Source organism: Novosphingobium silvae, from assembly GCF_009856825.1.
GTDB classification, from domain to species: Bacteria; Pseudomonadota; Alphaproteobacteria; order Sphingomonadales; family Sphingomonadaceae; genus Novosphingobium; species Novosphingobium silvae.
Genome location: NZ_WVTD01000016.1, coordinates 20,750 through 41,370 on the forward strand (window position 1 = coordinate 20,750; position 20,621 = coordinate 41,370).

At 63.4% G+C, this 20,621-nt stretch carries 18 protein-coding genes; 10 read left to right on the forward strand and 8 right to left on the reverse strand.

Annotated elements, in window-relative coordinates; all coding sequences use genetic code 11:
* Positions 1-94: 94 nt before the first annotated feature.
* Genes GR702_RS17045 through GR702_RS22125 form a run of 4 tightly spaced genes read left to right on the forward strand, consistent with a single transcriptional unit; the run spans position 95 to position 6,036 of the window.
* Positions 95-1,186 carry an efflux RND transporter periplasmic adaptor subunit gene (locus GR702_RS17045; RefSeq protein ID WP_159832413.1) on the forward strand — a complete coding sequence of 364 codons (1,092 nt, stop codon included), beginning with the start codon at positions 95-97 and terminating at the stop codon, positions 1,184-1,186.
* Positions 1,183-4,296: an efflux RND transporter permease subunit gene (locus tag GR702_RS17050; RefSeq protein ID WP_133085127.1), complete on the forward strand. Its 3,114-nt coding sequence runs from the start codon at positions 1,183-1,185 to the stop codon at positions 4,294-4,296. Before GR702_RS17045 ends, GR702_RS17050 begins: the two co-directional genes overlap by 4 nt.
* Positions 4,293-5,654 carry a TolC family outer membrane protein gene (locus tag GR702_RS17055; RefSeq protein WP_133085126.1) on the forward strand — a complete coding sequence of 454 codons (1,362 nt, stop codon included), beginning with the start codon at positions 4,293-4,295 and terminating at the stop codon, positions 5,652-5,654. The genes GR702_RS17050 and GR702_RS17055 overlap by 4 nt, the downstream gene beginning before the upstream one ends.
* Before the next feature lie 37 nt (positions 5,655-5,691).
* Positions 5,692-6,036, forward strand: a complete 345-nt coding sequence (locus GR702_RS22125; protein ID WP_133085125.1) for a hypothetical protein — start codon at positions 5,692-5,694, stop codon at positions 6,034-6,036.
* A 449-nt stretch (positions 6,037-6,485) separates the two neighbouring features.
* Here the strand turns inward: GR702_RS22125 and GR702_RS17060 are convergent, their stop codons facing one another.
* Positions 6,486-7,403: a recombinase family protein gene (locus GR702_RS17060; RefSeq protein WP_133085124.1), complete on the reverse strand. Its 918-nt coding sequence runs from the start codon at positions 7,401-7,403 to the stop codon at positions 6,486-6,488.
* A gap of 934 nt (positions 7,404-8,337) precedes the next feature.
* On the opposite strand from GR702_RS17060, the gene GR702_RS17065 reads away from it, so the two are divergent.
* Complete coding sequence (locus GR702_RS17065) at positions 8,338-8,994, forward strand: hypothetical protein (RefSeq protein ID WP_419880308.1); 657 nt, start codon at positions 8,338-8,340, stop codon at positions 8,992-8,994.
* Positions 8,995-9,034: 40 nt separating this feature from the next.
* On the opposite strand, the gene GR702_RS17070 is transcribed toward GR702_RS17065, so the two are convergent.
* From GR702_RS17070 to rpoD, 7 genes are all read right to left on the reverse strand, one after another.
* The gene (locus GR702_RS17070; RefSeq protein ID WP_160986981.1) at positions 9,035-9,679 is read right to left on the reverse strand and encodes an SOS response-associated peptidase family protein; all 645 of its coding nucleotides are present in this window, start codon (positions 9,677-9,679) and stop codon (positions 9,035-9,037) included.
* A 50-nt stretch (positions 9,680-9,729) separates the two neighbouring features.
* Complete coding sequence (locus GR702_RS22390) at positions 9,730-9,921, reverse strand: DUF4113 domain-containing protein (RefSeq protein WP_337192637.1); 192 nt, start codon at positions 9,919-9,921, stop codon at positions 9,730-9,732.
* The gene (locus GR702_RS22395; RefSeq protein WP_237449778.1) at positions 9,854-10,147 is read right to left on the reverse strand and encodes a DinB/UmuC family translesion DNA polymerase; all 294 of its coding nucleotides are present in this window, start codon (positions 10,145-10,147) and stop codon (positions 9,854-9,856) included. The genes GR702_RS22390 and GR702_RS22395 overlap by 68 nt, the downstream gene beginning before the upstream one ends.
* 156 nt (positions 10,148-10,303) lie before the next feature.
* Positions 10,304-10,543 carry a hypothetical protein gene (locus tag GR702_RS17080; RefSeq protein ID WP_160986982.1) on the reverse strand — a complete coding sequence of 80 codons (240 nt, stop codon included), beginning with the start codon at positions 10,541-10,543 and terminating at the stop codon, positions 10,304-10,306.
* 338 nt (positions 10,544-10,881) lie between these two features.
* Complete coding sequence (locus GR702_RS17085) at positions 10,882-12,333, reverse strand: DUF6880 family protein (protein ID WP_160986983.1); 1,452 nt, start codon at positions 12,331-12,333, stop codon at positions 10,882-10,884.
* 31 nt (positions 12,334-12,364) lie between these two features.
* Positions 12,365-13,009, reverse strand: coding sequence for a hypothetical protein (locus GR702_RS17090; RefSeq protein WP_160986984.1), 645 nt, complete (start codon positions 13,007-13,009; stop codon positions 12,365-12,367).
* 34 nt (positions 13,010-13,043) lie between these two features.
* Positions 13,044-15,095 carry an RNA polymerase sigma factor RpoD gene (rpoD, locus tag GR702_RS17095; protein ID WP_419880309.1) on the reverse strand — a complete coding sequence of 684 codons (2,052 nt, stop codon included), beginning with the start codon at positions 15,093-15,095 and terminating at the stop codon, positions 13,044-13,046.
* Positions 15,096-15,642: 547 nt separating this feature from the next.
* Between rpoD and GR702_RS17100 the strand changes: the two genes are divergently transcribed.
* The 5 genes from GR702_RS17100 (at position 15,643) to GR702_RS17120 (ending at position 20,599) form a co-directional block, all read left to right on the forward strand.
* Positions 15,643-15,855: a helix-turn-helix domain-containing protein gene (locus GR702_RS17100; RefSeq protein ID WP_160986986.1), complete on the forward strand. Its 213-nt coding sequence runs from the start codon at positions 15,643-15,645 to the stop codon at positions 15,853-15,855.
* 8 nt (positions 15,856-15,863) lie between these two features.
* Complete coding sequence (locus GR702_RS17105) at positions 15,864-17,180, forward strand: type II toxin-antitoxin system HipA family toxin (RefSeq protein ID WP_160986987.1); 1,317 nt, start codon at positions 15,864-15,866, stop codon at positions 17,178-17,180.
* A gap of 183 nt (positions 17,181-17,363) precedes the next feature.
* Complete coding sequence (locus GR702_RS17110) at positions 17,364-18,242, forward strand: 3'-5' exonuclease (protein ID WP_160986988.1); 879 nt, start codon at positions 17,364-17,366, stop codon at positions 18,240-18,242.
* A 204-nt stretch (positions 18,243-18,446) separates the two neighbouring features.
* Entirely contained in the window at positions 18,447-19,589 is a 1,143-nt protein-coding gene (locus GR702_RS17115; protein ID WP_021235280.1) for an AAA family ATPase, read from the forward strand.
* A complete protein-coding gene (locus GR702_RS17120) occupies positions 19,586-20,599 on the forward strand; it encodes a ParB/RepB/Spo0J family partition protein (RefSeq protein WP_021235281.1) in 1,014 nt (337 codons plus the stop codon). The genes GR702_RS17115 and GR702_RS17120 overlap by 4 nt, the downstream gene beginning before the upstream one ends.
* Positions 20,600-20,621 lie beyond the last annotated feature (22 nt).

The window sequence follows — 20,621 nt, forward strand, 5'->3', positions numbered from 1 at the left end:
AAGGCACTCATCGCCTTGTTGCCCGCCCTCGCCATTTGCCCCGCCTCACATGGCAATTTCCCTGTCTTTACAGGGTTTCAAGCAAGGGATCACAATGGCGCGTCTTGCCCTGGTTGTGCCGCTGGCGGCGCTTCTGCTCTCCGCATGTCACGAGGCTCCCCCGGCCAAGGACGAACGGCGGGCGGTCTCCGTCCAGCAGCTCACCGCAAACTCCGGCCAAAGCGCGATCACGTATGCCGGTGAGATCCGTTCCGCCTTCGAGAGCCAGCTGGGCTTCCAGGTGGCCGGACGGATCGTCGAGCGCGCGGTCAGCGCCGGTGACAGCGTGCGCGCCGGACAGGTGCTGTTCCGCCTCGATGGCAGCGACTATGCCCGCGCGCTCGACAGCGCGGCCGCGCAGACCGGCGCGGCCCAGTCGGCGGCGGCGACGCAACGCGCCGATCTCGCCCGCTCGCGCGACCTGCTCGCCCAGGGCTTCATCTCGCAGGCCGAGTTCGACCAGCAGAAGGCCGCCACCGATCAGGCACAGGCGCAGCTACGCGCCGCCGGTGCCCAGCGCGGCACCGCCGCCGCGCAAGTCGGCCGCACCGTCCTGACCGCGCCGCGTGGCGGCGTGATCACGCAAGTGGAGGGCGAGGTGGGACAGGTCGTGGGTGCCGGACAGGCGGTGCTGACGTTCGCCGATCCCTCGCGTCCCGAAGTCGCCGTCTCGCTTTCCGAGGGCGGGCTCGGCCCGGTCCAGCGCGCGAAGCGGCTCAGCGTCACCCTGTGGAGCGATCCCTCGCGCAAGTACGCGGTGAAGCTGCGCAGCATCGCGGGCGCCGCCGATCCCGCGACCCGCACTTTCGCCGCGCGCTTCTCCATCATCGCCCCCGGCGAGACGCTGCGGATGGGCGAAACCGCCGAACTGCGCATCGAGGACGAGCGTGTGGCAAGCGGCATCCTCGTGCCCCTCACCGCGATCGCCCAAGGCCACGACGCCCAAGGCTACGACAAGGCGCAGGCCTGGGTCGTCGACCGGCGCACGATGACGGTCCAACCCCGCACAGTGAAGGTGGGACAGGCGAGCGGCGACAAGCTGACGGTCCTCTCCGGCCTGCGCCCGGGCGAGACGATCGTCACCGCCGGCATCCACCTGCTGCGTGCCGGCGAGAAGGTCCGCATAGCCGAGGTGCCTGCCTCGTGACCGGCTTCAACCTCTCGCGCTGGGCGCTCGGCCACCAGCAACTCGTCGGTTTCCTGCTCGCCGTCGCCTCGGTGGCGGGGCTGCTCTCGTACCTTTCGCTCGGGCGCAAGGAAGACCCGGAGTTCACCGTCAAGACCATGATGATCACCGTCGGCTGGCCGGGCGCGACCGCCGACCAGATGGCCGAACAAGTCATCAAGCCGATCGAGACGGTGCTGACCGAGAACATCCCCGACATCGACTACGTCAAGAGCAAGGCCCGTCCCGGACAGGCGACGCTCAACGTCACGCTGATCTCCACCGTCAAGGGCAGCGCGGTGCCGGATATCTGGTACACCGTGCGCAAGACCGTGACGGACCACCGCGCGGACCTGCCCGACGATGTCGTCGGCCCCGCGTTCAACGACGAGTTCGGGACGACTTACGGCAACATCTACGCGATCACCGGCCCCGGCTTCTCCTATCCCACGCTCAAGCGCTACGCCGAAACGCTGCGCGACCGCATCCAGGCCCTGCCCGACGTCGCCAAGACCGACATGATCGGCGAGCAGGACGAGGCGGTCTACGTCACCTACGACAGCGCGCGACTGGCGATGCTGGGCATCTCGTCGCAGGCCATCGCCGACGCGCTCGACGGCACCAACGCCGTCTCGGCCTCGGGCACGGTCGAGGCGGGCGCCGAGCGCGTGCGCCTGCAGGTGGCGGGCGCCTACGGCTCGCTGGAGGCGATCGCGGCGACGCCGATCTTCGCCAACGGCAAGAGCGTGCGCCTCGATGCGATCGCCAAAGTCGAGCGCACGACCAAGGACCCCGCCACCTTCAGGATGCGGTTCGGCGGCGAGGATGCGGTGGGCGTGGGCATCAGCCTGCGCGACGACGGCAATGTCGCGCGGCTGGGCAAGAACCTGAAGCAGACCGTGGCCTCGTACCAGGACGAACTGCCGGTCGGCGTCGAAATCCACACGGTGTCGGACCAGACGAAGGTCGTGGACGAATCCGTCGGCGAATTCACCCGCTCGCTGCTCGAGGCGGTGGTCATCGTGCTTGTCGTCAACTTCCTGTCGCTCGGCTGGCGGCCCGGCATCGTCGTCGCGCTGTGCATCCCGCTGGTGCTGGCGATGACCTTCGCCGGGATGAGCTGGATGGGCATCGACCTGCAACGCATTTCGCTGGGCGCGCTCATCATCGCACTGGGTCTGCTGGTGGACGATGCGATCATCGTGGTCGAGGCGGTCAGCACCCATCTGGAGGCGGGCTGGACCCGCACCCGCGCCGCGATCAGCGCCTACACCACCACCGCGATCCCGATGCTGGTCGGCACGCTGATTACCGTCGCGGGCTTCCTGCCGATCGCGATGTCGAAGGCGACGGCGAGCGAATACGTGATCTCGCTGTTCCAGGTCATCGCGCTGTCGCTGGTGCTGTCGTGGTTCGTCGCGGTGATCTTCACGCCGTTCCTCGCCTATCACCTGCTGCCCCAGCGTGCCGATGCGCGAGACGACGCGGGCGAGCCCGAGGAGCAGTACGAAGGCCGCTTCTACAGCTGGTTCCGCCGCGCGCTCGACCGCTGCCTCGATCGCCGCAAGACCGTCGTCGCCGCGGCCGCCGCACTGTTCGTGGGCTCCGTGTTCCTGTTCCAGTTCGGTGTGCCCCGCCAGTTCTTCCCGGCGTCCGACCGGCCCGAGCTGGTGGTCGACCTGCAGCTTTCCCAGAACGCCAGCTTCGCCCAGACGCAGGCCGTCGCCGCGCGCATGGAAAAGCTGCTGGCCAAGGATGAGCGCGTCACTTCGGTCACGAGTTACATCGGCGGCGGATCGCCGCGCTTCTACCTGCCGCTGAACGTCCAGACGCCCGACATCACGCTCGCCGAACTGGTCCTCCAGACGAAGGACGAGGAAGCCCGCGAGGAGGTGATCGCGCACGTGCAGGACCTGTTCGCCGCGCAGTTCCCCGAGGCGCGCGGGCGCGTCAGCAGGCTGGAGAACGGGCCTTCGGTGGGCCAGCCCGTGCAATACCGCCTCGCCGGGCCGGACCTCGATGCACTGGCGCCCTTTGCGCAGAAGCTGGAAGCGATCGTCCGCGCGGACAGCCATTCGCGCGACGTGAACAGCGACCTCGGCGAACCGCTCAAGGCGGTCCGCGTCGATCTCGACCAGGACAAGGTGCGTGCCCTCGGCCTCTCCACCGAGGCGGTGCAGAAGACCCTGCAGGCCGCGATCGCCGGGGCCGGCGTCACCACCTACCGCGACCGCGATCTGGCCCTCGATGTCGTCATGCGCCTCGACACGGCCGAGCGCACCGACCTCGGCCGCATCGCCAACCTGCCGATCGCCACGCAGAGCGGCCCGGTCGCCCTGTCGCAGCTGGGCCGGGTCACCGCGAGCAGCGAGCCCGCGCTGCTTTACCGGCGCAACCGGCAGGCGACGATCACCATCGCCGCCGACGTCGAGGGCGAGCAGGCCACCGACCTCACCAAGCGCCTCGAACCCCAGGTCGAGGCGCTGCGCCGGGACCTTCCCGCTGGCGCGTCGCTGGTGAACGGCGGCTCGCAGGAGCAGAGCAGCATCAACCAGCGCGCCACCATGGCCGCAGTGCCGGCCGCGATGATGGTGATCGTGGTCCTGCTGATGCTGCAACTCCAGAACGTCAAGCGGATGCTCGTGGTGCTGGCGACCGGACCGCTCGCGCTGATCGGCGTGGCGCTGATCATGGCGCTGTTCCGCATACCGTTCGGCTTCGTGGCGATGCTGGGCTCGCTGGCGCTGTTCGGCATGGTGCTGCGCAATTCGGTGATCCTGATCGCGCAGATCGACGCGCTGTCGGGCCACGGCCTCTCCATGCGCGAGGCCGTGCGCGAGGCGGCGGTCCATCGCCTGCGCCCGATCATGCTCACCGCGCTCGCCGCCATCCTCGCGATGATCCCGCTGACCCGCTCCACGTTCTGGGGGCCTATGGCCTGGGCGATCATGGGCGGGCTGATGGTCGCCACGATCCTTACCCTCGTGTTCCTCCCGGCGCTCTACGAACTCGTGTTCGACCGCGCGGGCAAGCGAGACACCACGCCGGAGACCCCGATGCACGACACCTCCCCCGAGGGCGCGAAGGCATGAGCCGCGTCCTGTTCCTCGCCACTGCCGCCATGCTTTCCTCGACGCCCGCCCATGCGACGGACCTTGTCGACGCCTGGCGCGCCGCAGCCCTGCACGACCCCGACCACCAGAGCGCCGAGGCCGAGCGCGATGCAGGGCAGGAAGCCGCCGTGCAGGCCCGCGCCCTCAAGCGACCGAGCGTGCAGGTCCAGGCCGGCTACCAGTACAACATGACCGAAACCAACGCCCAGCTGCCCGAAGACCTCACGCCGGTGTTCACCGGCCAGCGCAGCTCGGGACGCGCCTCGGTGGCGGTGCAGGCCGTCCAGCCGATCTACGACGCCGCCAAGGGTGCCCAGTCAACCCAGCTGCGCGAGAAGGCCGCGATCGCCGACGTCCAGTTCGAAGGCGAGCAGCAGGCGCTCATCCTGCGCGTGGCGGACGCCTACTTCTCGGTGCTTTCGGGCGAGGACAAGCTGACCTCCTACACCCGGCAGGTCGAGGCGGCGGAACAGCAGCGCAAGGGCGCGCAGGCCCGCTTCGACGCCGGACGCGCGCGGATCACCGACGTGCGCGAGGCGGAAGCCCAGCGCGACGCGGCGGAAGCGCAGCGGATCGGCGCCGAAGCGGAACTGGCCTATGCCCGCGCCGCCTTCTCCGAACTGACCGGCCTCGGCGCCGAGGGGCTCGAACGTCCCGCCGCCGACTTCGTCGCGCCGGTGCCGACCGGTTCGCTGCAGGACATCCAGGAACGCGCCGAGACCCGCGCGCCCGCCGTCAGGGCCGCCGAGCACAGCGCGCGCGCCGCCGGGGCGGAAATCGACCGCTACGGCCTGTCGGGCCGGCCGGTGATCGAGGGTGTCGCAGGCTACCAGGGACAATTCCGGATGGGCGGCGACGGCGGCAACGGCATCGTGCCCGACCGCATCCAGACCGCTTCCGCAGGCGTGCGCCTGACCGTCCCGCTCTATGCAGGCGGTGGCATCCAGTCGAAGGAACGCGAGGCGCAGGCGAACGCGACCAAGGCCTTGCGCGATCTCGACGCCGCGCGCCGCGATGCCCGCCTTCAGGCGCAGCAGGCGTGGCAGGCTGCCTCGACCGGCGCGCGCAGGGTCGCCGCGCTCAACACCGCGCTCAGGTCCGCCGACCTGCAGCAGAGCGCCGCTGCGACCGGGCGCGACGTCGGCATCCGCACCCAGAACGACGTGCTCAACGCACAGAGCCAGAGCTTCGCCACCGACCGCGACCGCGCGCAGGCCGTCTACGACTATATCCTGGCCCGGCTGAAGCTGGCAGCGTCCACCGGCGATCTGGGATTCGAGGAACTCGACGAGGCCGATCGCCTTATGACTTCGATCCGGCCAGAAACGCGGCCGTGACCGACCCGATTGCCTGACCGATAGGAAGCAGGCGGACATGCCAAATGCCCGCTGGCGAGTGCGGGCGGTTGCGCCGGGGATTGAAGGCATCCGAAGGGGTATCCGGGCCGACGTGGAAGGCGCCTTTTTTTTGGGGGGGGCGCCGAAGCGAGTGTTCACGGGCCTGATCGGCGCCATCCTCATGGAGCAGAGTGACGAATGGGCTGTCCAGCACGCCCCCTATATGACGCTTGAAACTATGGCTCCCGTCAGCGACAATCCCATCGCCATGCTCTCGGCTGTACCTAGCGCATCACCGGTTCATCCCGATGCCGAAATGGACGGTGGTGACGGAAATCTACACCACGCCGTAGGGCACGATCACCGGACTTTGCCAGCCTGATCTATGGCGGGCTTTGCACGCCGGTTCCCGCCGATGCGCCGCCTACGTTCATTGTCGTGGCGGCGGACGACGAGTAAATGGCGAACTCCTGTGCAATTCTATAAAGCTTGGCGGGAGGCAGTAGCGTCGGCCGAGCTTCACATCTATGAGCGCTTTCGCACGGGGTCTATCTGAACCCGAAGGGGACCACTAGCGCCCACTAGTGCGACGAACTAATCTAGTGGATGCAGTCTCGCGGTTTGACGGCGCGAGCCGACCAATAACCGAACGCGGGATGACCTTGGGGTGCGTATCCGCCAATGTCAGGTTTCGGCGAAACGCGTCATTCACGGTCGCGCTCGGGAACGACCGTGAAGTCCCAAATTACGTCAGGATCGGGCTGTTTGATCCGCTCGAGGCAGGCACCGGGCCGCTAACGGAATTCTGATCTCGTGCTCGCTCTCCTACGCTCATTCGCGAATTCCCCGGGCCGCCGATCTATCAGGAAGAATGCCTAGGCCTTGCGCCTGCGCAATGACTCGTCTCACGCCCTCAGGTGACCATTGCATCCCCCCTCGCGGCGTTGGCTCTCGCAAATCCTTACTTAACCAAGCCGCAATGCCGCGCAGCGTCGCGTCTGGCTCGCTCCTGAGCTTGTCCGCAACGAGTAGGGCAACGCGACTATCATTCGAAAGGCGCGGCGCCGTCTCAAGGATCACAGGATTTGCATAGCCTGCATCAACAAGCGTTCGGCACGCCTTCACCAGCGTGCGTTCAGAAAACGAACGCACCGGGGGCTTGATCGACCGAATGTGCCGCAACACCACCGCCCAGGGCAACTGCGGGCGCAGGCGCTCAACGAGCGGCAGCCAACCCCGCCGCCCATCGATCAGATCGTGGAGATGCTTTTCTCTCAGGGTGTGACGCAAGGCATCGATTGCTGACGGATCCCGGGCGCGCATTTTCGGATTTCCCGGCTTAGCGCCGCGGGCAACTGCCGCTTTGAGGCCAGCGCGCGTACGCTCCCTAATAAGCGCGCGTTCGAACTCTGCAAAGGCGCCCAGCATCTGTGTCATCAGCATGCCTTGCGGGCTGCTGGTGTCGATCGGATCGTTGATCGAGCGAAAATACGCCCCCTTCGCACGAAGCCCTTCAACCATTTCGAGCAAATGCGACAACGATCGTGCGAGGCGATCAATCCGCACAACCACAAGGGTGTCCCCCTGCCCTACCGCTGCGAGCGCGCTGGCTAGTTTAGGTCGGCTCCGGCTGCCACCGCTGGCCCGGTCCTCAAATATGGTTGCGCAGCCCACGCGCTGAAGCTCACCGAGCTGCGCAGACGTGTCCTGTTCGTCCGTCGATACGCGGGCGTAGCCAATAAGGGGCATCTGTCACAATCCATCTAACGAGGTCAACCGTTCGGTTGCCCCCGTAAGGTAGACGCGTAAGCTGCCTTTGACCATCACCCCTCAGTAGGACAGGCGTCTACCGCCCCGTTCATTTTAGCCGAGTGTACGGAACTTGAGAGAGGCCCCTGCCCCGGCCGGCCGTAGCCTGCGGATACCGCCAGGAAGTGCCCCTGAAAATGCCGGAACTCTGCCGCGCAGCACATTGGCGGCCGGCGGTATTCTTCCCTGAATCCGGCCGTATTCTTGCGGGGCTGGTAGCGAAAATTTAGCGGTGGCGGGGAGTCCGGTCGTATCCTGAAACCGACAAAAACCCCTCGCCTCATAGCCTGGTTTGTGCTGTCCGTGAAGGACACTTATCGGACAGTCTATAGCGCATACAAGCAGAGTTTACCTTTTTGGCGATGGTCTCTACCAGGTACGCCATTGCGGACGCCCGGGGAATTTCATCAATAGTGTAAAAATGGTCGCCGATCAGCCTTCGGACGGTACTGGAATGACTGTCGATCACGTCCATTGGATCCAACGACAGCAGCGCGCTCTCAGATACCGGAACTCGAAAAGGGGGCAGGTACACGGCACTCTCCGCAGCGGCCGATTTCCTGTATGTCTGAAGAGCTTTTCCATCGCAACATCAGGCGACGTGCCGGGGGAGTCCCACCGTAACATCCATGTATATGCTTCACCTGCGCCCTGACCGGAAACTTACGCAACATACCGCAGGGGGCGAGCCGGGGGAGACCGCCAGAAGTTCAAGGCTCACGACGCGAAGCGGAACTTGCTTTTGCGTCCGCCTGACGCCGCCGCGCTTGCACGTCCTTGCGAATGCAGCGGGTTGCTCCTTAGTCGTGCCGGCCTCGAGTCAAAGCCGAAGGCGTCCTTCCTGGCAACTGAACTATCGAATTAAGAACCTCGAGTGTCACTTTACCCCCGGCAAAGTGACACGGCTGTCCTATTTGCTTTATTGCGCGGAAAAGGGATTCACATCTGGTGTCGGTCGTGCTTGATTCATGAAATGTTCCAGGCCGATCTTTTCCGCGACAGCAGACCTTCCGAACCGATGCGTCTCGCTGCGCCGCCGCCGACCACTACGGTCTCGATCCTCGAGCGCCTTTCCACGAACTGCAAACGTCCGCGCTACGCGTTCATGGTGCTCAACCTGCTTGTCGAAGCCAGCCAGCGCACCGGCTCTGCCGGGCCCTATGTCCTCGTCGGTGATATGCGTGTGCCGGTTCGCGACTGGCTTTGCGATGCTTTAGTACCCGTCGCTCAGCGCGACCCGCGACGTCTTTCGATCGAAGGTCGGGTCCGCCAGATGCTCGAGGATGCGGGTGCCCTACCTGCGGATCCTGACGACGCGCAGCGTTTGGTTGATGAGAAGGTCCTGGAGCGTATCCGCATTTCAGGTCGTACGAACGTAAGTCGGGCCGTGAGCGAATTGGTCCGAGCCGGATTGGTCAAGCGGCATTACCAGGGCTTCCGGGTTGATCACCACAATCGCGGTGCGAAGCGACAGGCGGTCTATGTCGTGACCGAACCGGTAATGCGGGCTCTTTCGCGTGCTACGACCTGACCTCGGGATGCCCCTGCCGGACGAAGAATAGTACCCCTGCCTAACTTGGCAGCGAAGTCGCGGGTTTTCGGGTCGGGAAAACCGGGCCGTGCATTGTCATTTTCTCAGCTTCAAAGGGGCGCTGAAGCAGCCGGATTTCGTCGAACGAACCCCGGAGCCAGATATCGACGTCGTCAGGGTCGAGGATCATCACCATTGCCTTGGGGTGGATCGGTTCGACCAGCTCGTTGGCATCACAGGTCACCATGGCGAAGCCGCTACCCTCTTCGTTGGCCTGCCAGAAACCCGCCACGGCAAACACCGGCTGATCTGCCACTGAAAACCACATTTCGCCCTTAAGCAGGGGCTTGCCGTCCTTGAGGTCGTACTTGTCCGGCGTAAACTCGCAAAACTCGGTGAGCGGCACGATGCAACGATTGCTGGGATTCTCGGCGAGTCGGCGCCATTGCGGCAGGCCCAGCTTGCGCACATTGGTCATTGGCCAGGGTGCCTTGCCGCCAAGCACATCCCACGTCATCACGTCCCACGCGCGCTGGCCTGCCTGCTCGCGGATCACATAGCAGCGGCCTTTGGGTCTCAGCTCCTGCGGATTGAAGCGGTTGTCGCGCGGCCGAGGGCTGAACAGCTTCGGGGCGGAGCCGAACAGTGTTTCCGGCTCATTCTTCAAGCGGGCGCGATTACACATGGCTGGTTCCTTGTCGTGGCACTGGAACGGTAGCTTGCTTCGCGCCGCCTTTAGCGCGCGATCGGCACCTGGTCGATGCGTGTCGTCCACGACGGGCTCTTGAAGGTCCGCTTGGTGTCATAGGACTTGGCGCCCATACCTTCAGAAGCGAGGCGCAGGGTGTTGCGACCGAACCTATCGTTGATGCCGTCCAGCGCCGCCAGCAAGGCAGGCGAGCGCGGCAAAGAGATCCTGCTGCGCACCGGATTCCGGCTCCAGCCCTTCCAGCATGACGCCGCACTTGGTGTAGACCGCGCCCTGCTCGAATATTGCTTCGGCAATGCGCGCCGCGGTGCTGGCGATGACGCGCGGATCGTTGGTCGAGGGAGATATCGGACACGTGTGTGCAGAACCAAGGTTCCGGGGAAGAAAAGATCGGCATAGCCCTGATGGATCGTCAGGAAGCCTGATCTCATCGCGCACGCCCATGGATTCTTCATCCAGCTGCGCCTTGGCCCGAGCGAGTGCCTCGCGCGAAAGATATGTCCAACCAAGAGCTGGCTCGACAAGCGTGGTTAGGGGTCGGCCCTTGGCCGCAGTCGGCACTGGCTCAGCGCCCTTCCCACGAGGTGAGTTGCGGGGCCGTCACCCTTCCACTTCCAAAGCAGCAAGGAACTCGGCCATCAGGTCTGCCACGCGTCGCTGCCGGAGAATGCGGAGATCCCGCACCTCCTCGTTGCCATCCGCGTTAGCGTCGTTGTCCTCGAAACGGGCGACCGCGACCGGGCCATCCCTTCGGTATGACTGATCGGGGTCATCATGGACGAAGCGGATCTTGAGCTTCGAGAGCGCCTCCCGCACCGCGTCGACATGCGGCCCGGCCAACGCCTCGCGGAACCCAGAGCGCGAGCGCTACGCCCCAGGTCTGGGCTTTGCTCCTTTCGGCAGCCGCTTCACGAAGGACGTTGAGTGCCCGCTCGATCGTTCCCGCGCCCTGAGCTTGCCGATCGGTGGGAGTCATGGCCGCGGATGCGCAGGATCGCTTCCTCCTCGGCGCGGGTGCCGAATGGCGGTGACGCCAGCGTGCGGCCGCGCGGCGTCCAGGTTGGATCTCGGGGATCAGGGCCACCACCGTTGCGCGCGCCATCGCCACGTCCGGGCATCACGGCAAAATCCATTCGGCCGACCGAGCGGAGCATTGGGTCGTGGGGGGCGGGGCTATGTCAATCGACAAGGCCCCAGAACCCACCTTTGCGCCCGTGCATCTTGCGTAATCTCGCTTCATAATCGGTGTGAGATTCATGCGCGCCAAAATCGGAGATTTGTCGCGAGAGACTGGCGCACTCGATGAGATGACGAGCGGCGTGCTTGTAACGCTTTGACCGGGCATGGATCAGGGTGAAATCGATCATGGCGCGCAGCACAAGGCTTGCTGCCAACGGATATTTCGCCGAAAGCGCGTCAGCGGTAGGCGTTAGGATTTCGTAATGGTCGCCGTCGATCTTCTCGAAACGACCGATTACAAGGCCGGCGGCACGGTCAAGCTTCGGCCATTCCACGAAGAACGACAGTGCACCAAGAACGCTGTTGCAGGCTTGCGCGTGGTCGAAGGCACGCGTCTCGGCATCGATGTCCTCGAAATCGGCCAGCTGCTTGAGGTATTCACGCAAGTGCCCGGACGACAGCGAACTTTCGAAGCAGGACCAGCGCATGTCCTGTGCCTCACGCCCCCTGCCCAATGCGTCCAGAACGGCGATCCTTGCATCAACCCATTTGAAGTCCGGCCAATTGAAGCTGGAGTGACTGGGATTGTTCTGCGTTGCCGCATCAAGGATTTGAAGGGCATCGTCAGCACGATCTGCGGCGACGAGGCGATTGGCGATTTCAGCCGCGATCCGGGGCACCTTGCGGGTGGGTTCGTCATACTGCGCGATGAACGCATCGACATCGCCTAATGCGTCAGCGATCTCCATGAGGGCGAGCTTCACCGTGCTATCTCGGCCACGCTCGTCAATCTCATCCTGGTAGATGGCACCGCTTGATGCCCAACCCACGGTGACCCGATCCTTGCCTGCCGGCCTTTTGACAGGCGTCTTCGCCAGCGCAGTCATGCGGCCGCGCAGATAGGTAAGCCCGCGCTCTCCCAGAACGGGAGCAAGGGTGCCGATCAGGTCGTCGTACTGGCCATACTCATTGGCGGTCAATGCATCATAGACCGCGTCACCCAGCACCTCCGGCCTGGGATTTGCCCGCACGGCAATCTCCGCCAGATCCGCGACAGCCTCATGGAAAATGGCAATGACCATCCCGCTGCTGTCATCACAGCGCCCGAAGATGGAATTGGCCAGGCCGAGAAAACGCCACATCAACGCCATGCCCTCGGCAGGGTCCGATTGAGCGACCTGCTCGACAATGGCCTTCCTTTGCGTCTGAAGATCCGCGATCAGGGCTTTACGGTTCTGCCAGTCGACGAAGGATCGCGATCGCCGGATCGTGCTGAGCCTTTTGTCCACTTCACGCGCCACCTCCCCCGGGCTTTGTGCGCCAGCAAGCTCCAGCCGCAGGCGACGCTTGGCGAGGGCATTTCCCGTGCTGATTTCGATCAGCAATTGGGCGAGGCGAGTCGCCCCCAAGTCCTCAAGGTTCTTCGCGTTCAGAGTTTTCTTGGAAGCCAAAGTCTCAACTCGATCCGGGCTGGTTGCACGGTCAGTGCATGACGGGTTTTGTGATCGTAAATCCCTCGAGCATCTGATGTCGAGCCCGGGCGCAAGACAACACAGCCTCATGGATTTCGGTTTCCATGATTTTGGTGAGTTCTCGCACGTGTCTGAACGTCGTTTCGAGCTGGGTTCGGCTTTCCGCCTGGATGTCACGCGCAACCAGGTCCTCAATGCCGCCCATCATCGCGCGAAGTTCACCAAGGTGCCCCAGGGACATATGGGCTCGCTCCGGCAACTCTAGGGCTTCATGACCACCGAACAGACCTTCAACAAAGCCTTCCAGCTCCTGTCGGCGCACTCGGGCGTACCTCGCAAGATTCTCCGCCGACGGATCGAGTTCAAGGCGATAAAGCCTGAAGGACGCTGTACGGCTATTGTGCCTGGTCAGGCTGTTCCAAAGCTGATTGATCAGCACATCGATCAGATGATTGAGATCATCCATGGAATCGAACGGCGGGAATTCGCCGCCCCACAGCCCTTTCACCACCGGAAGCGGCGAAGTCTCCATCAGTGGTGAGGCGATTGCTCCGAGAAACCGGGTGCGCACTTCATGGTAACGAACCGGACAGGCGTGCTTCTCCAGCACATCGCGTACGACTTTCTCGGTCGGCGTTCTGAATCTTGACGTCATCTCTTCCCATACTCACCAAACGCCGACGGCGCTATCAGTCGAGGAAAGCGCGCATGATGCGCGAGCGGCTAGGGTGCTTTAGCTTGCGCAGTGCCTTTGCCTCAATCTGCCGGATGCGTTCACGGGTTACCGAGAACTGCTGGCCGACTTCCTCAAGCGTGTGGTCTGTATTCATGCCGATGCCGAAGCGCATGCGCAGAACGCGCTCCTCACGAGGCGTGAGCGTAGCGAGGCTGCGCGTGATCATCTCCTTGAGGTTAGCCTCGATCGCCGCGTCCACCGGGATCACCGCGTTCTCGTCCCGGATGAAGTCACCCAGGGAGCTGTCTTCCTCGTCGCCCACCGGGCTTTCGAGCGACACCGGCTCCTTTGCGATCTTTAGCACCCGCTTGACCTTCTCGAGCGGCATCGAGAGCTGCTCAGCCATTTCCTCGGGCGTAGGCTCGCGGCCATGCTCATGCAGGAAACGGCGGTTGGCGCGAACCAGCTTGTTGATCGTCTCGATCATGTGGACCGGAATGCGGATGGTGCGGGCCTGATCGGCGATCGAGCGCGTGATCGCCTGGCGTATCCACCAGGTCGCGTAGGTCGAGAACTTGTAGCCGCGGCGGTACTCGAACTTGTCCACCGCCTTCATCAGGCCGATGTTGCCTTCCTGGATCAGGTCGAGGAACTGCAGCCCACGATTGATGTATTTCTTGGCGATCGAGATCACCAGACGCAGGTTCGCCTCGACCATCTCCTTCTTGGCGATGCGCGCCTCGCGCTCGCCCTTCTGGACCATGTTGACAATGCGGCGGAACTCCGGGAGCGCCATGCCGATAGACGCGGCGATTTCCGAAACCTCGTTGCGGATCCGCTCGGCAGGGCCGGCTTCGGCGGCGGCGAACGCGGCCCACTTCTTGTCCCGGCCCGCCATCTCGGCGACCCAGGTCTCGTCCAGCTCACGGCCAACATAGGCTTCGAGGAAATCGGCGCGCTTCACCTTGTGGCGCTCGACTAGTCTCAGCATCTGGCCGCCCAGCGTCGTCAGACGACGGTTGGACACGTAGAGGTTGTCGATCAACTGCTCGATCTTGGCCGCATGGAACTTGACCGATTCCACCTCGGCGGTCAGTTCGGCACGCAGTTGCAGGTACTGTTCCTCGCGCGCTTCGGGGAAGACGATACCCAGCCCCGCCGCTTCCGTACGGTCGGCCTGAAGGCGCTCGAAGCTGTGGAACAGCCCGGCGATGAGCGCGAACTTCCCCAGCGCCTCGGGCATCAGCGTCGCTTCCATCTGCGCCAGGCTGATGCCGCCCTCCTCCGCATCCGCCTCTTCGCGGCGCGGGCCGGCGATCGGGTTACCATCCTCGTCCACCTGCGCAGCGTCCTGCTCCTCGGACTCCTCGTCATCGCTGAACGAGGGACCTGCGGTCTTCTCGCTGATCTCGCTGCCGTCCCCGGCCTCGCCGTCTTCGCCTAACGTCTCGACCTGCGGCTCCTTCGCCAGCATCGCGTCGAGATCGAGAATTTCGCGCAGCTGCATGTGGCCGGCGTTGAGCGCCTCGGACCACTGGATGATCGCATGGAACGTCAGCGGGCTTTCGCACAAGCCCTGGATCATCATGTCGCGGCCGGCTTCGATCCGCTTGGCGATAGCGGCCTCGCCCTCGCGGGTGAGCATTTCGGCAGCGCCCATCTCGCGCAAGTACATGCGCACCGGATCGTCCGTGCTGCCGAGGTTCTCGGCCTTCTTCGGTCGCGGCTCACGGCTCTCGAAGACAGCGCCGCCGTCAACGCCCTCTCTGCCATCGTCGGCGCCATCATCGGCCCCTTCGTCGGCAGGCAGCCGATCCTCGTCGCTGTCGTCCGACGAGGCGGCGCTGGCGGGCGCGTCATCGGCATACGGATCGTCCTCGTTCTCGACGACCCTGATGCCCATCTCCGACATCGCCGCCATGACGTCCTCAATCTGGTCGGCGGTCATCTGGTCCTGCGGCAGCGCGAGGTTCAACTCGTCGACGGTGATCGTGCCGCGACGCTTGGCATAGGCGATGAACTTGGCGACTGAACCTCGGCTCGCCTCGATGATTGGCTCTTCCATTTCTTTGCCGCGTTCGCTTCTGCTCATACTTGGGTCGTCAACTCGTCTTTGAAGTCTCGTTCACGAGACCATGCACGCATATGTAGCCGCCCCTTTGCCGGACAAGTCCGAGCAGTTCCAGCGTGCTTTCCACGATGCATGCGTTTACCGGCGCTGAGGTCGGCTCAGCTAACATGATCCTTGAGCAGTTTTTTGCACCCGCCGCGCATCGCCCAGCATTCGCTTAGGATTGAAGGGTTTGGTAACCCTGCTTTTCAAACTCCGCGCTAGCCAGGCTTTCATGCTGATGCATCAATGACGGGCATCAGCATGAAATATCCCTATATCGCGCTACTGCATGGCCATCCTCGCGACACATGCAGCACTGTGAATTGCAGCGCGCTTACGCCGCACCATTTCAGGCTCATCCCACGTCTGACTGAGATTCATCTTCCCGTTCGGTAAGATGCCGTCGTTCCGCCTCAGCCAACGCTAGTATTCTTACCGAACGGGAAGATATGGCCTTGCGTTCAGGCGATGAAGCTGCCATCTTACCGAACGGGAAGACATGATACACACGGCTCAACAATTTGGCACAGCGATTGCCGCCGCTCGCAAGGGCCTTGGCCTTACCCAGCGCGAGCTCGCGCTTGCGATCAATACCGGCGAGCGTTTCATCGTGGATCTTGAGGCGGGCAAGGCCACTGCCCAATTGGGCAAGGCTCTTGCTGCTGCGCAGGCTGTCGGACTTCGACTGACGGCTTTGGGCTCGCCTGACTGAGCCGGCACATGGAACTTCCCATCACTTTCGAGGGTCGTCATCTTGCCACGCTCGTGGCGGCGAATGACGAGGTCCGGCTTTCCTACAGCGCCGCCTGGCAGGCAGCCCCGGACCGTTTTCCGATTTCGCTCAGGATGCCAGTCGATGGCAGCACCTATACAGGCGGTGTCGTTCTTCCCTGGCTCATGAACCTGCTTCCAGAAGGCGATCCGCTGCGCGCAATGACCCGCGTCGTGGGTGCGACTGCGGACGATGTTCTCGGGCTGATCTCGCGTACCGGAACCGATCTTGCCGGCGCGCTCAGCATTGGCCTCGATGCATCGGGCGGGACGCCCGGCTATCGTGAGATCACGGGTAGCGATGCTCTGGAGCGGATCATAAACGAACTGCCTGCCCGCCCCTTCCTCGTCGACGAGGAAGGCGTCTCGATGAGCCTTGCCGGCGCGCAGGACAAGCTTCCGGTGGCAAAGCTCGGCGACGCGATCGCGGTGCCAGTCCATGGCGCGCCCTCCACGCATATCCTGAAACCCGACAACCCGCGCCTTGTGGGCAGCGTCCAGAACGAGGCGCTATGCATGGTTCTGGCGCGGCGCGCTGGGCTCCTCACAGCGCCCGTAACGACAGGCGTTGCTGGTCAGCGATTCTATCTCCTGGTGACACGCTACGACCGTGAAGGTGAGCCGGATGGGGTGCGACGAATTCATCAGGAGGACTTTTGCCAGGCCCTGGGCCGCCCTCCCGTCGCCAAGTACGAGTACAACGGCACGGGCACGCGCGGCCCTTCGATCGCGGATTTTTTCGCGACCGTGCGCGCGCATATGACTGCACGGGAAATCACGCAGCTGCTCGACGCCGTGATTTTCAATATCGCCATCGGCAATGTAGATTCCCACGCAAAGAACTATTCGGTCCTGCTCACGCATCACGCTCCCCGCTTTGCTCCGCTCTACGATCTCATGTCGGGACTTGGCTGGGCGAACATCACCCAGAACCATGCCCAGGCCATCGGCGGGCAGCGTCGGGGGCGGCACATCTACGCAAAGCACTGGCAGCGCATGGCCGAAGCCTCAGGCCTTTCTCCTAGGGCCACAGTCCGGCGCGTGGAGGCCATGACTGCCCGTTTGCAGCGCGAACTGCCGGGGGCCAGTGAAGAGGTCGCCGCCATGCCTGCGGGCTCTGGCCTTATGCTCAAGGTCTTTGAGCGCGAGATTGCCCGGCGCATCGAGGAAGTGCGCGCTCATGCGCAGGAGGCGGGCGATGACGGGTACGGCGCTCCGGGCGATGACGTCGCCGAGCAGATCGATGCAACTGCCTATCACGGCTAGCCTCAAACTTACGGCAATGCCTCCCCCAGAATCCGGCGTGCGCGGTGCCTCTGCCCCTCGGACGCAATCGCAGCCCTGCCGATGTTCGACAGCAGTTCTACGCGCCTTCTGGAGAAGGACTGTCCCCGGCTTCTCGCCCGGGGCGCCTTGCCTGTAGCGCGCAGGCCTTTCATCGGGGGCTGCATGACGGCCTCCCAAACCGCTTGCCACGAGGCGGCAGACCTCCTTAGCGCCCATCCCGACTTCAGGGTGCTGCGCCGCCTGGTGCCGGCGGAGCGATTGTACTTCGGCGAGCCGCAGCCTCCACTGCGGGTCGGCGTCGCCATCGATGTCGAAACGACCGGACTTGATCACAGTGCCGACAAGATCATCGAGCTGGCCATCCAGAGGTTCCGCTTCGATGCGCTCGGGCGGATCGTGCAGATCGGCACACCGCGCGTATGGCGCGAAGACCCCGGGGTGCCGCTCGACCCCCAGATCACCCGATTGACGGGGCTGACCGATGACATTCTTGGCGGTCAGACGATCGACGTCGAGGCGGCGATCGGGCTTCTGTCCTCGGCCGACATCATCGTCGCCCACAACGCTGCCTTCGACCGACCATTCGTCGATCGGCGTCTGCCCGCCGTCGCTGGCAGGCCCTGGGCATGTTCGATGGCCGAAATCGATTGGCTTGAGCTAGGCTTCGACGGCCGGGCGCTTGGCTACCTCGTCGTCCAGTGCGGTTGGTTCTTCGAAGGCCACCGGGCCCAGAACGACATCCTGGCACTCATCTATCTGCTTGGACACGCCGCCGCAGATGGCGAGACGATACTGGCAAAGCTCATCGCCGCCTCTGATCGCATAAGCTACAAAGTCAATGCCGTGGATGCACCGTTCGACGGCAAAGATGCGCTTAAGGCGCGCGGCTATCGATGGGATGCCGCCATGCGCTACTGGTCAAAGACCATTGCTGCCGATGACATGGAAAGCGAACGGAACTGGTTGCTTCAGGAAATCTATACAGGCCACGCAGAACCCGCATTCCACCTCCAATCAGCCTGCGAGCGCTTCAGCCGCTGACATCTTGTCGAGTTGGCAATTGGTTACATAGGCGAGGTAGCCATTAGCAATCGGACAACGCCGAACCGGCTGGTTTGACTTTTAGCGCCGATTCTGCTCATAAATCACGAACCAACTCCGATTCCGCTGACATAGCTAAGGGCCCGGCGAGAGATGTCGTATACCGTAAATACCCTTCGAGCCATAACGCGGTCGTGCGGGGAAATGCGTGACCGGGTCAAATCAATCGTGTTCAAGCCGGAGGATCGTAAGGTTCTGGACTTGACCTTCGGCCCGGGCGTAGCGGCGGAACTGGTTGGCCGGACGCCCGAAGCGTTGGCGAAGGCGGAGAAAGACGGGCGGCTCGAACCACCCAAGCAGCAGGCTAATGGTCGCCGGTATTACGATCTGGAAGATCTGACCCGCATCCGTGACGCCCTCGGCATCCACCCGGGCAAGGCCGAAGATGAAGATGCGGTCGTTATCGCCGTTCAGAACTTCAAGGGCGGCGTTGGCAAGTCGACCATCACCAAGCACTTTGCGGATTATCTCGCTCTTCACGGCTACAAGGTCCTGGTGATCGACTGCGATCCGCAGGCATCCACCACAACGATGTTCGACATCCAGCCCGAAACGCTGATTGATGACGAGCAGACGCTCGGGCATTTCCTGTCTCCGCGTAGCACATTCGACGACTTCGCTGCGGCAATCCACGACACCGCCTGGCCGACGATCAAGATAATTCCGTCCAGTTTGGGCCTGCAGGATGCGGAGTGGGATTTGACATCCACCCTCAGGGAGGGAGGCCAAGCGGTGCGCGAAGGTCTGCAGCGCCTGCGCATCGGGATTTCAACGATCATCAAAGACTTCGATGTCATCCTACTCGATCCTCCGCCAGCCATGGGCTTTCTCGGCCTCAACGTCATGGCGTCGGCCACCGGCCTGCTAATCCCGGTACCTGCCCGCCAGTTGGACTATCTCTCCACGATTCACTTCATGGACACGATCGCAGAGAACATCGAAGTGCTCGAAGCCAACGGCACGCCTGTCGACTATGGGTTCATCCGCGTCGTCTGTTCGGCCTACACGCCAAGCAAGCCTGGCGAGCACGATATGTGGAAGATGATGCAAGCAACGTACGCCAACTTCCTGCTGAGCCAGCCCATCCTGGCTTCAGAGGAAATCAAGAATGCCACGCAAGCATTCCGCTCGGTCTACGAGAGCAAGCCCTCGGCCTCGCACGCGACGTATAACCGGTGCCGCGAGAATCTCGATCTCGTCTTCGGCGAGGTCGTCCAGCAGATGCGACAGCAATGGCCATCAGCCAGCATCGTTGGGCATGATGCACCTGCGAGTGCTGCAGCATGAGCCGGCGGTCACTGATTTCGGAGGCCCTAGCCTCCACCCCGGCCGAGCCAGTCATCGCCGTTGAGGATGTCGCTGTCGCAAAACCGCGCACGACGTTCACGACGAAGCGCCTCGATGCATTCGGGGAGTCGGCGCGGATGGTGAAGAAGCCCTCCATCCGGCTCAAGCCTTCCGAGTGCTCGATCTGGTCGGGCAATGCGCGCGACTATGAACTGCTCAATGAGCAGCGGCTGCGCAGCCTCATCGACTCCATTCAGGCAGAGAACGGCAACAGGATTCCTGTCGTAGTTCGGCGCACGCCAGACGCCGAAAAGCGTTACGAACTTCTCATTGGTACGCGCCGACATTGGGCAGTGAGCTGGCTAAACGCCAACCATTACCCCGATATCGAACTTGTGGCGATCATCGAGGATATCGACGATGAAGCCGCTTTCCGTCTTGCTGATATCGAAAATCGCGAGCGGGAGGACATTTCGGATCTCGAGCGTGGCGAAAATTACCGGGCGGCTGTCGCAGCCTACTATGACGGCATCCAGGCCCGGATGGCGGAGCGTGTCAAACTCTCGACCTCAACTCTCGCTCGCTATATCGGCCTTACCGAAATCCCGAAGTCAGTCGTCAGCGCATTTCATTCGCCGATGGACCTTCAGGTCCGCCATGGCGACAAGCTGCTGCCCCTCATCCGCAACGCTGCGACCCGGCCGCAGATCGAAGAGGCAGCCGCGCATATAGCCAGCGAGCAAAGTTTCCGCCAATCGGGCGACGAAGAGCCGATCAGCGGCGCGGAGGTTGTCGCCCGCCTCGTCAAGGCCGCCAGCTCTCCCCGGCGCGGACGGGCTCGCAAGCTGGTCATCGAGGCGAATGGCTCAACCATAGGACAGATCGATCGTGATCAGGGCAGAGGATTGACCTTCACCCTCACCCCTACCGACCTGTCCGCCGACGATATTCTCGAAGCTCTGCGGCCGCTGATCGAGAACGCCAAGATTCTGAAGGGACGGGCCCGGTGACCTAGCATCGGATAGGTTTTTG